General features: G+C 65.0%; 12 protein-coding genes. 6 read left to right on the top strand and 6 right to left on the bottom strand.

The genetic code is table 11. The annotated features are described in order from the left end of the window. Positions 1-2: 2 nt before the first annotated feature. Complete coding sequence (locus tag NXY83_RS15445; RefSeq protein ID WP_258803076.1) at positions 3-1,571, top strand: dihydrolipoamide acetyltransferase family protein; 1,569 nt, start codon at positions 3-5, stop codon at positions 1,569-1,571. 324 nt (positions 1,572-1,895) lie between these two features. Here NXY83_RS15445 and NXY83_RS15440 read toward each other — a convergent pair whose 3' ends face one another. The 3 genes from NXY83_RS15440 to NXY83_RS15430 all read right to left on the bottom strand — a co-directional run bounded on the left by NXY83_RS15440 (position 1,896) and on the right by NXY83_RS15430 (position 5,151). Next, positions 1,896-3,041 carry a flavin-containing monooxygenase gene (locus NXY83_RS15440; RefSeq protein WP_258803075.1) on the bottom strand — a complete coding sequence of 382 codons (1,146 nt, stop codon included), beginning with the start codon at positions 3,039-3,041 and terminating at the stop codon, positions 1,896-1,898. A gap of 38 nt (positions 3,042-3,079) precedes the next feature. Beyond that, the gene (locus tag NXY83_RS15435) at positions 3,080-3,379 is read right to left on the bottom strand and encodes a hypothetical protein (RefSeq protein ID WP_258803074.1); all 300 of its coding nucleotides are present in this window, start codon (positions 3,377-3,379) and stop codon (positions 3,080-3,082) included. Between the two features lie 104 nt (positions 3,380-3,483). Next, on the bottom strand, positions 3,484-5,151 hold the full coding sequence (locus NXY83_RS15430) for a helix-turn-helix transcriptional regulator (RefSeq protein WP_258803073.1): 1,668 nt from the start codon (positions 5,149-5,151) through the stop codon (positions 3,484-3,486). 435 nt (positions 5,152-5,586) lie between these two features. Between NXY83_RS15430 and NXY83_RS15425 the strand changes: the two genes are divergently transcribed. The 3 genes from NXY83_RS15425 (at position 5,587) to NXY83_RS15415 (ending at position 8,642) form a co-directional block, all read left to right on the top strand. Next, positions 5,587-6,402, top strand: a complete 816-nt coding sequence (locus NXY83_RS15425; protein ID WP_258803072.1) for an MBL fold metallo-hydrolase — start codon at positions 5,587-5,589, stop codon at positions 6,400-6,402. Positions 6,403-6,880: 478 nt separating this feature from the next. Beyond that, positions 6,881-7,027, top strand: a complete 147-nt coding sequence (locus tag NXY83_RS15420) for a hypothetical protein (RefSeq protein WP_258803071.1) — start codon at positions 6,881-6,883, stop codon at positions 7,025-7,027. 568 nt (positions 7,028-7,595) lie between these two features. Beyond that, complete coding sequence (locus NXY83_RS15415) at positions 7,596-8,642, top strand: family 16 glycosylhydrolase (protein ID WP_258803070.1); 1,047 nt, start codon at positions 7,596-7,598, stop codon at positions 8,640-8,642. Between the two features lie 108 nt (positions 8,643-8,750). On the opposite strand, the gene NXY83_RS15410 is transcribed toward NXY83_RS15415, so the two are convergent. After that, positions 8,751-8,981 carry a three-helix bundle dimerization domain-containing protein gene (locus NXY83_RS15410; RefSeq protein ID WP_258803069.1) on the bottom strand — a complete coding sequence of 77 codons (231 nt, stop codon included), beginning with the start codon at positions 8,979-8,981 and terminating at the stop codon, positions 8,751-8,753. Positions 8,982-9,284: 303 nt separating this feature from the next. Here NXY83_RS15410 and NXY83_RS15405 point away from each other — a divergent pair, with 303 nt between their 5' ends. After that, complete coding sequence (locus tag NXY83_RS15405) at positions 9,285-10,433, top strand: AI-2E family transporter (RefSeq protein ID WP_258803068.1); 1,149 nt, start codon at positions 9,285-9,287, stop codon at positions 10,431-10,433. A 4-nt stretch (positions 10,434-10,437) separates the two neighbouring features. On the opposite strand, the gene NXY83_RS15400 is transcribed toward NXY83_RS15405, so the two are convergent. Then, on the bottom strand, positions 10,438-10,731 hold the full coding sequence (locus tag NXY83_RS15400) for a DUF3040 domain-containing protein (protein ID WP_258803067.1): 294 nt from the start codon (positions 10,729-10,731) through the stop codon (positions 10,438-10,440). A 168-nt stretch (positions 10,732-10,899) separates the two neighbouring features. Between NXY83_RS15400 and NXY83_RS15395 the strand changes: the two genes are divergently transcribed. Then, entirely contained in the window at positions 10,900-11,052 is a 153-nt protein-coding gene (locus tag NXY83_RS15395; RefSeq protein WP_258803066.1) for a hypothetical protein, read from the top strand. 51 nt (positions 11,053-11,103) lie between these two features. Here NXY83_RS15395 and NXY83_RS15390 read toward each other — a convergent pair whose 3' ends face one another. Then, the gene (locus tag NXY83_RS15390; RefSeq protein ID WP_258803065.1) at positions 11,104-12,894 is read right to left on the bottom strand and encodes a putative bifunctional diguanylate cyclase/phosphodiesterase; all 1,791 of its coding nucleotides are present in this window, start codon (positions 12,892-12,894) and stop codon (positions 11,104-11,106) included. Positions 12,895-12,944 lie beyond the last annotated feature (50 nt).

The following is a 12,944-nucleotide window of genomic DNA, read 5'->3' as shown; positions in this document are numbered from 1 at the left end:
CCATGAGTGAAACCAAAGTATTCCTGCTTCCGGACCTGGGCGAAGGCCTCACCGAAGCCGAACTGGTGGCCTGGCACGTTTCCGTGGGGGACGAGATCCGCGTGGACCAGCCCATCGCCGAGGTGGAAACCGCCAAGTCCACGGTGGAGGTGCCTTCCCCGTACGCCGGGATAGTTGCCGAACTGCACGGGCAGCCCGGGGAGACCCTGGACGTGGGAAAGCCGCTGATTTCCGTGACGCCGATGGGGGCTGCTGCCGCTCCTTCTGCTCCCGTGGCTGAGCCTGCCGAGCCGGAGGTGGAGCCTGAGGAAACTGAGTTGGGGGAGGCTCCCGAACGGGTGGTTGAGCCCGCCGGAACCTCCGCGGCGGCCCAGACCTACCGCGAGGAGGAAAAGGCGGGGTCCGGCAATGTGCTGATTGGCTACGGAACCCCGGGCGGGCACGGCGTGGCCCGCCGCACCCGGGCGCGGAAAGCATCTGCGGCCGGACCTGTCGATACCCTTCCCTTGGAGGACGGGGCCGCCGATCCCTTGGAGGATGGGGCGGCCGACGCCGGTCCGGCGGCGGATGCCGACGTGGACCTTTCGCTCCTGCGCACCCGGGTCCCCGGCAGGCTTGGCGCGGTGATCTCACCGTTGGTCCGGCGCATGGCGCGGGAACACGGCGTCGATCTTGGCGAGCTCCCCGGCTCCGGCGAGGGCGGCCTGATCATGCGCCGCGACGTTGAAGCGGCAATCCACCCCGCCGAGCCGGATACTGCGGCTGCCCCGGACGTTGAACCGAGCCCGGTAGCTGAACCGACCCCCGTGGCGGAGCCTGCCGGGGCCAAGCCCGCCGAAAGCCGAGGCGTGGATGCGCGGACCGGCCTGGCCGTTTCTGCACGGACACCTGTCCGGGGAGTACGCAAAGCCGTTGCCGCCAACATGGCACGCAGCCGTTCGGAGATCCCCGAGGCGACTGTGTGGGTGGACGTCGATGCCACCGCGCTTCTGGAGCTTCGCGAGGGACTCAAGTCCGGCACCTCCCAGGTGCCCGGCCTGCTCGCGTTCGTTGCCCGGTTCGTTACCGCCGGGCTGAAAAAGTTCCCGGAGCTGAACACGCGCATCGAAACCGCGGAGGACGGGTCCCAGGAGATTGTCGCGTTTGACGGGATCAACCTGGGCATCGCCGCCCAGACCGACCGGGGCCTGATGGTGCCGTCTGTCCGCGCAGCGGAGAAGCTGAGTGCCCGCGAGCTGGATGCGGAGATCCGCCGCCTGACCGACGTAGCCCGCCAGGGCAAGGCGACCCCCACCGAACTCGGCAGCGGAACGTTCACGCTCAACAATTACGGGGTGTTCGGCGTGGACGGGTCCGCGGCGATCATCAACCACCCCGAGGTGGCCATCCTGGGCGTCGGCCGGATCATTGACAAGCCCTGGGTGGTGAACGGCGAACTGGCCGTCCGGAAGGTCACCGAGCTGACCCTGACCTTCGACCACCGCGTCTGCGACGGCGGGACGGCGGCCGGCTTCCTGCGGTTCGTGGCGGATGCGATCGAAAACCCGAACTCACTCCTGGCGGACATTTAACCAACCCCAACGCTCTCTCACTTACTGCCGGTCTAACTCAAACCCTCAATCAGTTGATGCCGGTTTAACTCAAACCCTCAATCAGTTGATGCCGGTTTAACTCAAACCCTCTATCAGTTGATGCCGGTTTAACTCAAAACCCTCTATCAGTTGATGCCGGTTTAACTCAAAACCCTCTATCAGTTGATGCCGGTTTAACTCAAAACCCTCTATCAGTTGATGCCGGTTTAACTCAAAACCCTCTATCGGTTGATGCCGGTTTAACTCAAAACCCTCTATCGGTTGATGCCGGTTTAACTCAAACCCTCTATCACCAGGGCGCTGTCATGCCGCAACCCGGGTCTTGGCTGCCGTTTCGTCCCGTAGGGCTGAAGCGGCGGCCAGCCGCCTCGCCAGGTACTTTGCGTCCCGGCCAACGCCGGGAAGGGCTTCCGATGCTTCCGCGAAGATGGCGGCCTTCCCCAGCAGGTACAGGCCCGGCAGCGCTTCCACGACCCCGCGGTGCTGCCGTTGCCGCCAGTCCGCCGGCAGGGCCGGGATGTCCAGCCATGGGTAATCCTCCCTGAAGCCGGTGCACCATATGACGTTTGCTACGGGCAGGCACCGGCCGTCGTCGAGCAGTACCTGGCCGTCCTGCACGCCGCTGACCCGCGGCACCAGCTGGGCGCCCGCGGCGGTGAGGTCTGCCAGCTTGGTCCGGATCAATGGAGTGGCTTGGGCAGTGGTCCTGGCCAGCATCCTGCGCCCCGCCGGAGTGCTGGTGTTCAGCACGTGCAATCCGGCGAAGCGGACCACCGGGAAAAAGAAGCGGGCCGCTGTCCGGCCGTGCCGGAACGGAATTTGGGCGCTTGGCTTGCCGGCCAGCCACGTCTCATGGGTTCGGCTGGTCTCCAGGGCGATCTCCGCCCCGGAATTGCCTGCCCCCACCACCAGGACCGGGCCGGGTTGGAGCTGGGCGGGGTTCTTGTACTCGTGGGAGTGGAGCTGCACGACGCCGGAGGGCAGTTCGGCAGCAAAGCCCGGCGTCCTGGGCAGGGAACAGGCGCCGGTGGCCAGGACAGCGTTCGCCGCCACCCAGCGCCGGGCGCCTGCCGCGACGTGGAACTGCTGCCCGTCGTGGGTCAACCGGGTGACGGCCGTGTTGAGCAGGACCGGCAGGTGGAACTGCTTGGCGTAATCCTCCAGGTAGGCCGCCTGCTCGTCCTTGGTGGGGAAGGCGAGGCCGTCGCCGGGGAAGGGCAGGCCGGGCAGGCCGTTGTACTTGGCGGGCGTGAACAGGCGCAGCGAATCCCAGCGGCTCCGCCACGCGTCGCCCACGCGTGCCCCCGCGTCAAGAATGACGAAGGTCCGGTGCTGCTGCGCCAGGTAGTAGCCGAGCGCCAGCCCGGACTGGCCGGCTCCGATAATGACGGTGTCGACGGCGGCAGCGCCGGTGGTGCCGCCGGTGCCAGCTGCCTGGGTGGTGTTCATGGTGGTGCCTCCTTGTAAAGCATGTGCGGTTGGGTGGGTCATGAACGCTGTGCCTGCTGTGGCACCGGACGGCCGGACGGGCTGGACCGGAAACGCAGGTACCAAATGAGCAGCAGCAGCGAGGCGCCGGCATAGAAGCAGTGCAGCAGCCAGATCGGCCCCAGCGGAAGGCTGAAAACGTACACGGAATGTACCCCGTTGGCCACGTTGCTCAGCGCCAGGTAACCCAGGCTGTAGGAGTCAAGATCCCTGGTCCGCAGGGCCTTGAGCAGCATGGGCACATAGCTCACCGCGAAGAGGGTGGTGGAGACCATTCCTGCGAGTACTGCAACATTCATGCCATTAACGCTATTTACGGTCCCGGCGGGGCGGATCGGGCGAATTACCCATTTCCATGGGAAAGCCGGTGGAGCGAGTGGGTAATTCTATGCAGGGGCCAAGGTCAGACGAGCCCGTGCCGGTAGGCATAGGCCGTGGCTGCGGTCCGCGAGGTGAGATCCAGCTTGGTGAAGATATTGCTCAGGTGCCGGGCCACCGTTTTCTCGCTGATGAACAGCTCCGCGGCGATGTCACGGTTGCCCAGTCCGGCGGAGACGAGCCGGAGAACCTCGGTTTCGCGGGCGGTGAGCGGACCGGCGGGGGCGTCGTCGCCGCGGTTCCTTGAGACTGGTACTGGAGCCGGCGGGGCTGCCAGCCCGGCGGGCGCCGATCGTTCAAGCACCGGCAGCGCCGGCACGGCCCCCAGTTCGAAAAATACCGCCCGGGCCGCATCACGCTCCAGCCTCGCGGATTCCTCATCGCCGAGCGCAGCGCACAGGCTGGCCAGGAGGGCGCGGCAGCGGGCCGCTTCGAACGGGGCATCGAGGCTGAGCCAGCGGGACCACGCGCGGCGGAGCAGGACCAGGGAAGCCTCGGGGCTGCCCTCGTGGAACAGGACGGCAGCCTCGGACTGCTCGGCGAGGGCGTGCAGCATGGGCATGTCGAGCGAGGCGCAGAGTGAAGCCAGTTCCTCCATGGCGGCCCGTGCTGCCCGCGCGTCGCCTGCTGCCAGCTCGATTTCCACCCGGGCGGCCAGCATCCGCCGCCGGTACGCGGGGTCCACGGTGTCCATGGCCTGCCGGAGCAGGGACTGGGCCTGGTCAGGCCTGCCTTGGGCAAGGCGCAGAAGCGCCAGCCCGGGCTGCGCCGGGAAGCCGGTCTCCTCAGCGTGCAGGTAGGCGGTTTCGGCCGCGTCAAAGTCGCCCCGGAGCCGGTGGATTTCGCCCTGTTCATAGAACCCGCCGTAGGTGGCCATCCGGTCGCCGCGGAAGGCCAGCTCCTGCGCCGCCCGGGCCGCGTCCAGGGCCTCGGCCCAGGCGCCGTGCAGCCGGTACAGCTCGGCCCGGTGCATCTGGCACTGGCCGCTGAAATACACCAGGTTCTGTTGCGCGCCGCACCACCGGTCCAGCGCCCGGGTCCACTCGTGCGCCCTGTTGAGGTCGAAGGCGAGGCGGCAGGTTTCAATGACTGCGCAGTAGATGATCCCGGCGGGGACCGGGGAAATTTCCCCAAGGGTGACGGCCACCATGGCTTCGTCCAGCAGGGCCAGGCCGTCCGGGAACTGGCCGAGCAGAATCTTGGTTTGCCCGAGCCCGAGCGTGCCAAGGGCCGCCGTGTCCGCATCGCCACGCTCCCGCCCGAGGTCAGCGGCCCGGGTGAAGGCTTCGGCTGCGGCGGTGCCGTCGCCCCCATAGAGGGCGCCCAACCCGGCGGGGATAAACAGCAGCCCCTCGTAGGGGCACGGTTGGGGCACGTCGTCGATGATCCGGCGGGCGCGGGCCAGCCAGCCGGCGCTGCGGGCCGGTTCTCCCAGCAGGATGAGGTTCAGTCCGGTCCAGGCGGCGCACCGGACGGCGGCGGAGTGGTCGCCGTCGGCGAGGTACCTCAGGTGGGCCCGGCCCAGGATGTCCACCCCGTCCGGGCCCCGGCCGGTGAGGATGACGGCGATGGCCAGCCGTTCAAGGTCACCGGCGGTCAGTTCGGCATCCTGCTCGGCAGCGGTGTAGAGCCCTATGGCGTCTGGCCAGCGCCGTTGGGCGTAGGCTTCCCGGCCATCTGCGAGTGCGGACATCGCGTCTCCCGTTCCCGGCGGCGGGCCGAACCCCTGGGTTACGCCGCCCCGGGCGGTACGCCCAACTGGTAGTGGCGGCGCCGCCCGTCATCCGCTTTTCAGGCTACCGCCGGCGTTGAGCGGGCGGCAAGGTGCCCTTATTGCACCCCTCGTGGAGGTTCGCCCGAACATCTGACCCCGGTCGTTTTCGACGCGCATAAATTTTTCCGACAGACAAAGTGGATGGTGCTACCCGTATATGGGTAGCGTCATCCACTTTGCGCGTCGAGTGATGGTTTGTGCGTCGAAACCGGCCGCCCCAGGAACGTAAGGCGTACGACGTCGGCCGCGTGCCGCCGTCGTACTCTCTCTGCCTCCCGGAAATTCCGAGGCCCGCTGGGTAGAATCGACGCCTGGACGAACGAACACTCCTTTACCCGGAGGTACGGAGAAACAATGTCAGAATGGCTCGAAGTCGGCGCGGACAATTACGTGCTGGTCACCGAAGGATCGCTGCTGAATACGGGACTGGTGGTGGGATCCGAGCGGGCCATGGTGATCGATACCGGCTGTGGTCCCCGGCAGGGCCGGGAGATCCTGGACGCCGTGCGGGAGAAGACCGGGCTGCCGCTCGTCGTCGTGAACACGCACGCGCATTACGACCACTTCTTCGGCAATGCGGTGTTCGCTGAAGCCGGCGTCACTGAATTCTGGGCGCACCAGAACTGCGCCGCCGAAATCGATGAGCGCGGGGACCTCCAACGCCGTTTCGTCGGGACGCTGGAACCGGAGATGTCCGCCGGTGAAGGCCAAAACGTGGAACTCGTGGTCCCCAACGCCATCGTGAAGGACCAGCCCGTCCTGGTTAACCTGGGCGGGCTCACCGCAACCCTGTTCTACCTGGGCCGGGGACACACCGACGGCGACCTGGTGGTGGGCACCCCCACCACCCTGTTCGTGGGCGACCTCGTGGAGCAGGGCGCCCACCCGTCCTTCGAGGACTCCTACCCCGAGGAATGGGCGGATGCGCTCCGGCACATTTCAGCGTTGCGCCACCGCTACGAGTTCCTGATTCCCGGGCACGGGAAACCGTGCGGCGACCAGTTCGTCAAGACCATGGCCAACACCATGAGCACCGCAGTCCGCCAGGCACGCCAGTCCATCCGGGACACCCCAAGCGACGCCACCAAGGCCATCCCGGTCCTGCCCTACGGGCCCGAGCAGTCCCGCTGGTTCATCAAGCGGCTCCAGGAGACCCGCCGGGAGCACTGACACGGCGTTGAAGTCCGTCACAAACAGTGTGACTTGATCAATCCTTGAGGCTGGGTTTTGTAGCATCTCGGCATGGGTAGATATGGGGGCACCTACTACGGTCGTCAATCGCGGCGGGAATTGCGCCAGCGACAGTTTCGGTTACTTTCCTACGTTCTGCTGGCACTGCTTGCGGTGGCAACCCTGGTTGTCGTGCTGATGGCACTGAGTTCATAAAGCGCATCCCTGCAGGACCATGCACTGGGCAGCGATGACGCGTCATCCAGGGCATGACTTGATCCCGCTGCCCCATTATGCAACGAACAGGGAAGTACCCTTACTTCCCTGTGTTTCCGCGGAACTGGTGGGCTGCGAACCGCCGACCGGAATGGAGCGGTTGATGCTCCGGGCTTGACTGTACTTGTCAATGCTGTGACGGACGGGTACCGTCCGAAGGGATCTGACATGGGGGATCACTGCTCACCACCGGAGGTCTGTTGTGGCTGTAACCGACTTTGTCCTGGCGCTCTGCATGCTGCTGGGCACCCTGCTGATTCCTTTTGCCGTCCTGTACCAGATGCTCCGGCTCAAGCGCCGCGCTATCCGGGTTTCGGTCCCCGACGCGCCACGAGGTATGCGCCGCTAGCCATGCCGTACGTTGACATCAACCCGCATAAAGGCCGCCCCAAGTGGCAGGGCTACGCCGTCCTGGGCATCCTCCTGGTCCTCACTGCAACCGTCGTTGCCGCTGCACTTACCCGCATCTGACCCGACGTTTCTGCATCACGGCCCGCCACCCCGGACCTGCTCTTGAATATAGAATTCATCGATGTCCGCACCACCTGGGGCGCTACTTGCACCACCCTCCTGGCCGCCATCCAACCCCACGTCCTCCGGAAGACGGGTGGACGACAGCGGCAGATGGGGAGGCAAAACAAGTATTTGGCCGAGCGTAAGTAGCGAAATAGAGTACTCGGTACTCGTGACATGCTGTGACCCCACTCCTAGGCTGAACAAAAGGGGATGAGGCTGGCACTCCGTTCTTGCCCGTAATCCCTGCCGGACCACCCTGGGAGGACACCTTGGCAAGCAGTCGTCGCAACTCCCTATTTGCCTGGCTGGGCGCATCCCGGAAGGCGCGGCCTCCTCTCGATGACGGTGCAGTGGCATCCGTGAAGGCAAATCAGCGCGGTTCGCGAATTCGAATTTTCATCGTGTTTATCGCTTTGCTGGCTCTCGCCGGCGGCACGATCAGCGTTGCTGCAGATTCTTCGCGGAGCAAAGGTGCTGAAGCGGAAGGCGGGAACCCGGTGGCCCCCGTTTCCGGTTCTGCAGAGCCCACTGCGGAAGCTGCTTCTCCGGAGCCAAGTGCTGATTCCGGCTCACCGGAGCCAAGTGCCGATGCCGGTTCTGCGGAGCCCACTGCGGATGCCGGTCCTGCGGAGCCCGGCTCACCAGAGCCAACTAAGGAAAGCGATTCTGCGGAGCCGACTGCAGTTACCGGTTCTTCCTCCTCCGATGCCTTGCCGGTGGGCGACCTGCCCGGCTGGACGCAGGTATTTGCAGAAGACTTCACCGAGGGAGATGTCCCCCTTGGCGGCTTCCCGGGCCCCATCTATGGCACGAGGTGGAGCGAGAACTACAAGGACGGCTGGCCGGACACGGCTGCTCAGCAGCAACCAAAGGGGCAGCGAACGTCCGGGTACTACCCGTCAAAGGTCTTGAGTGTCCATGACGGCGTCCTGGACATGTATCTGCACTCGGAAAACGGCGTAGCAATGGGCGCGGCACCGTCCCCCATAGTCGGCGGAGCCACCCAGCGGCCCTGGAACAGCCTGGTGTATGGGCGCATCTCCGTACGCTTCAAGGCTGACGCCCTGCCGGGATTCAAGCTGGCCTGGCTGCTCTGGCCCGACAGCAAGCAGTGGCCGCAGGACGGGGAAATCGATTTTCCGGAGGGGGACCTGTCCAAGGTCATCTACGCTGCCGTGCACGGCCTTGACGCAAGCGGGACGCACGTAATCGAAGTTCTTCGCCCCAATGCCGCATTCACTTCCTGGCATACAGCCACCACTGAGTGGAGTCCCGGGAAGATCGAGTTTTTCCTTGATGGAAAATCGATTGGCGTTGTCACTTCACCCGTGCCGGACAAGCCAATGCACTACATCCTGCAGACGGAGGCCTGCCTGACAGGCTGTCCTGCACCTGAAACCAGCGGCCATGTGTATGTGGACTGGGTAGGGATCTGGACGAAAAGCTAGCCAGCGGACGTTCTTGGGCCAGCAGCACTGACAGTGCCGCCGCAGTACGCGGCAAAGGACGTCCCTGTGCGCCTCCACGGCGCCTCGGGGACGGCCTGGTGCCGCCAGCTAGACGCGGAGTGGTTCCGGGTGGGTCACGGGCAGCTGTCGGTGAACAAGGCGGAGCTTCGCGGCGCGTTCAACGAGGATCGGGATGTAGTCACGAACACGGCTTTCATCAAAAAGGCTGTGTTCGTGGGCAACGAGGTCTTCGATGACGGAGCGTGGCTCACCAGGGAAGCGCTCGGCCAGTCGGTTCACCACATCCGTGAGCGCCTGGGTTTCAGTTTTTTTCAGCATCAATTACCGCTCCTGCCTGGATGGAGGACCAACAACCCTGCACGTTCCTGAACCGGTCATGCATGTATGAATCATACGAACGCGAGTAATTGACGGAAGGAAAATGCTGGAAGTCTGCGGATATCCGCAGGCCCGGGGCAGATCGACGTGGCCCGCCGGCAAGGCAGGACGAGCCGTGGAAATTGCGGATTCCATGAGAGGTTTAGAGTCTGGGCCGGCAGACGGTTGACGGGTTGCTGAACTGTGCGTAGTGCCTGTATCCGGCCCGTAACAGCGACGCCTGGATTCAGGGGAGACAAACAAATGCAGGATCTGGAACGGAAAAACCCGTGGCAGGATGGCTACGGCCGCGTGAGCATTCGGGCGGGTCAGACGCTCTTGCTGCTGTCCCTCGCGGCGGTGCTCGTTTACGCGATGGTCCAGGTGCGGCTGGTGGTCATTCCCCTGATGTTGGCCCTGATACTCGCTGCGGCCATCGCACCCCTGGTGAACTGGCTGCGCAAGCGGGGGTGGCCCAGTGCCGCTGCCACAGGCGCTTCCTTTGTGTTACTGCTGCTGGTGCTCGGTTTCCTGGTGACCGCCGTGGTCTTCGCCGTGATGGGACAGGCAGGGGAACTTGCGCGCAGCGCTGTTGCAGGATTTGACCAGCTGTACGCGTTCGTTCGGAACGGCCCCATTCCGGTGGATGACCAGCAGGTTGATCAGGCGAGGGAAGCCGTCCTTGACTTCGTCACCAGCAGCACCGCCGCTTCCGGTGTCGTCACCGGGCTTAGTGCGGTAGGCACGTTCCTTACCGGCGCCTTGCTCACGGCCGTGATCCTGTTTTTCTTCCTGAAGGACGGCGAACGTATCTGGGCTTTCGTCCTGCGCGCGTTCAAGGGGACCCGCCTGGTCAGGGCCAGGCGGGTAGGGCAGGAAAGCCTGGCCGTACTCGGCGGCTATCTTCGCGGGACCGCCATCGTGGCCACCGTTGACGCATTCTTCATCGGCCTGGCCCTGATCATCCTCGGGGTTCCGCTCGCGCTGCCGCTGGCCGCCGTCGTCTTCACCGGTGCCTTCATCCCGCTTGTTGGGGCCACCGTGGCTGACGCCCTGGCCGCACTCGTGGCCCTGGTGGCCAACGGGCCGGCCACCGCGGTGATAGTGATCATTGCCGTGATCCTGGTCAACCAGCTCGAAGGCAATTTCCTTCAACCAGTGGTCATGGGCCACACCCTGAGTGTGCACGCATTGGTCATACTGCTGGCCCTCACCGCCGGCACCATCCTCGCAGGCATCATCGGCGCCATCCTCGCAGTCCCCACAGCAGCCGTTGGCTGGGCCGCCATCAAAGCGTGGAATGAAAACCCCGACAGCGGCAGCACCGGCGGGGATGTTTCCAGGGCCGAACGCGACACCGCCCTCGACTCGAAAGGTCAAGGACGAAGCGCAACACCCGCGCCGAAGCAGTAGTTCATCAGGGCTTTCCTGGCCCGTCCTGGGGGCCGAAGTCCTTAAGGAACCAGTACGCGCCCGCAACCATCAGCAGGAAGCCGACTACTCCGATGATGGTGATCTCGGTCGCAATTCCTGCAATGACGAGTGCGAAAGCGGCAATGACAATCAGAACTCCCCGGACAGTGCTCGCCGCTGAATTCTGGAAGTGGCCGGGTGCTCCGGAGTGCAGCTTGCGCTCCAGGTCCGGATCGCTGGAGGTTAGTTCCTGTTCAAGTATTTCAAGGCGCCTGCGCTCTTCATCCGACAGCGGCATGGGAGCCCCTCCTCGGTTTTTTGAATCAGGCTTGAGGACACTTTCCACGCTAGGCAGGGGCGGCGGCCTTATCAACGCATGTAACTGATATGCAACAGGGTTCCCGGCAGATTTACTCTCCCGTTATGGACCGTCTCTGCGGTTCCCGGGTGGCGTAGGCTTTCAGGCATGGGAATTATCATCACACTGCTTATCATTTGGCTCGTTCTTTCGGTTCTGGGCTTCATCCTCGAGGGCTTGCTCTGGTTGGCCGTCATCGGCCTGGTCCTGTTCGCAGCCACGGCGGTATGGGGCTGGATGAAGCGGAGAGCCAGGGCCTGATTCCGCCCTCCTGTTGGTTGTCCTGGCGGTCGCGGCCGTCGCCCTGACACGCTAGGCGGACCAACCTGCCCGCCGTGGAGGTCCGGCAGGCCAGGACTTGCCGCAATCCGCCGCAGCCAGCGGCCGTGAGATCAGGTATCCCTGTGCGGTGTCACAGCCCAGTTCACGCAGGACCGCCAATTGCGTTTCGCGTTCCACGCCCTCCGCGGTGGTTTTGAGGCCCAGCGCCTTGGCAGGGGCTATGACGCCAGCCACCAGGATCGCCGAGGTGGGATCGGTATCGATGGCATCGATGAACGACTTGTCCAGCTTCAAGCCGGTGAGGGGAAGCTCCCGCAGCAGCGACAGGGAGGAATAGGCCGTCCCGTAGTCGTCCAGGTCCACCCCGATGCCGGAATCGATCAGCGTTCGCAGCTGTGCCGCGGCGGACGGGAGATCCACGATGGCGGCGCTTTCAGTGATCTCGATGTTCAGCAGTGACGTTGGCACGCCGTGCCGCTGCAGGGATGCTCGAATATCCGTGACCAGGCTCCCGGCGGCCAGCTGCAGTGGCGAAATATTGACCGAAATTGCCCGGGGCGTGCCGGCGTCCTCCCAGGCACGGGCCTGCGCGCAGGCCTCGTCGATGACCCACCGGCCCACCGCGTGAATCATGCCGGTGTGTTCGGCAACGTGGATGAACTCGTCCGGGGAGACAGCGCCCAGTTCCGGGTCTTCCCAGCGCAGCAGCGCCTCCACGGCGTGGCACGAGCCGGTGGGAATGTCCATCAGCGGCTGGTAGCGGAGGCTGAAACCTGCGTTGCTGAGGGCGTGCGGCAGGCGGCGGCGGATGAGGGCCTGGCGGGCGAAATGGCTGGCAGGCTGCGAGGGGTCGATCCGGCCCAGCCGGCGTTTGCCTTCGTGTTTGGCCTGCAGCATCGCAGCGTCCGCCTGGCGGAGCAGGTCTTCGAGGTGTGTCCCGGGGCCCTGCCCGTCGGCGTCGACGTCGCTGGCCATGGCCAGCCCCAGGGTGGCGGAAACCCGGAGCGCGTGCCCGTCATGGGCGAAGGGCTCATTGAGGTCATGGAGGATATGGTCCGCGAGGGTGCGGGCCATGGTTTCGTCGACGTCGGCCAGTAACACGGCGAATTCGTCCCCGCCCAGACGTGCCACCCTGTCCGCCGGTTTGGTGCAGGCCTTGAGCCTGGCGGCAAAGGCGGTGAGCACGCTGTCGCCGGCCCTGTGCCCGAAGGTGTTGTTGATGACCTTGAAATCATCCAGGTCGATGTAGAGCGCCGCCGTACGGGTTGAACCGTTGCCGGTCAGCAAGGCTTGCCAGGATTCTTCCAGCCCCAGCCTGTTCGCGAGGCCGGTCAGCGGGTCATGGACGGCCGCATGCCGGAACACATCGGAAAGACCCTCGAAAACCTGCGAAACCGGAACGACGCGGGGCGCCCCTGATGCGGGAACGACAAGCACATCCTGGTACCTGCTTTCCTCGGGCCGGTCCAGCAGCGCGGCGGCGGCCGCCCGAAGGTCCAAGGACGGAGGCAGCCTGAAGGTGGTGCGTGGCAGCAACGCTTCCGCTGTCGCGCGGGCGTTGAGCGCCCGCCCGTAGCCCAGCCGCCCCGTCATGCGGTGATCAAGCTGGTCCCGGGTCAACAGGGCTAACTCACCTTTGACCTCGACAACGACAGCCCGAAGCCCACGGTCGGCCCGGAACAACGCTTCAATCTCTCCCGAGGGCGTGTCGCCCCGCAGGACCATCGCCTCAAAGCCGAGATCACCCAGCGTGGGCGTGGACGGCTTCAAAGCGCGGGCGGAACGTAAGGGATAGGGCCACGGGTTCTGCTTATCAGGCAAAAGCGAACGGAACCTGAACACCAGCCCAAGAACCGGCAAGGAGTCCAACC

The sequence above is a fragment of the Pseudarthrobacter sp. NS4 genome (assembly GCF_024758005.1).
Lineage (GTDB): Bacteria > Actinomycetota > Actinomycetes > Actinomycetales > Micrococcaceae > Arthrobacter.
Note: the sequence above shows the minus strand (reverse complement) of the source record. Positions and strands in the feature narration are given on the sequence as shown.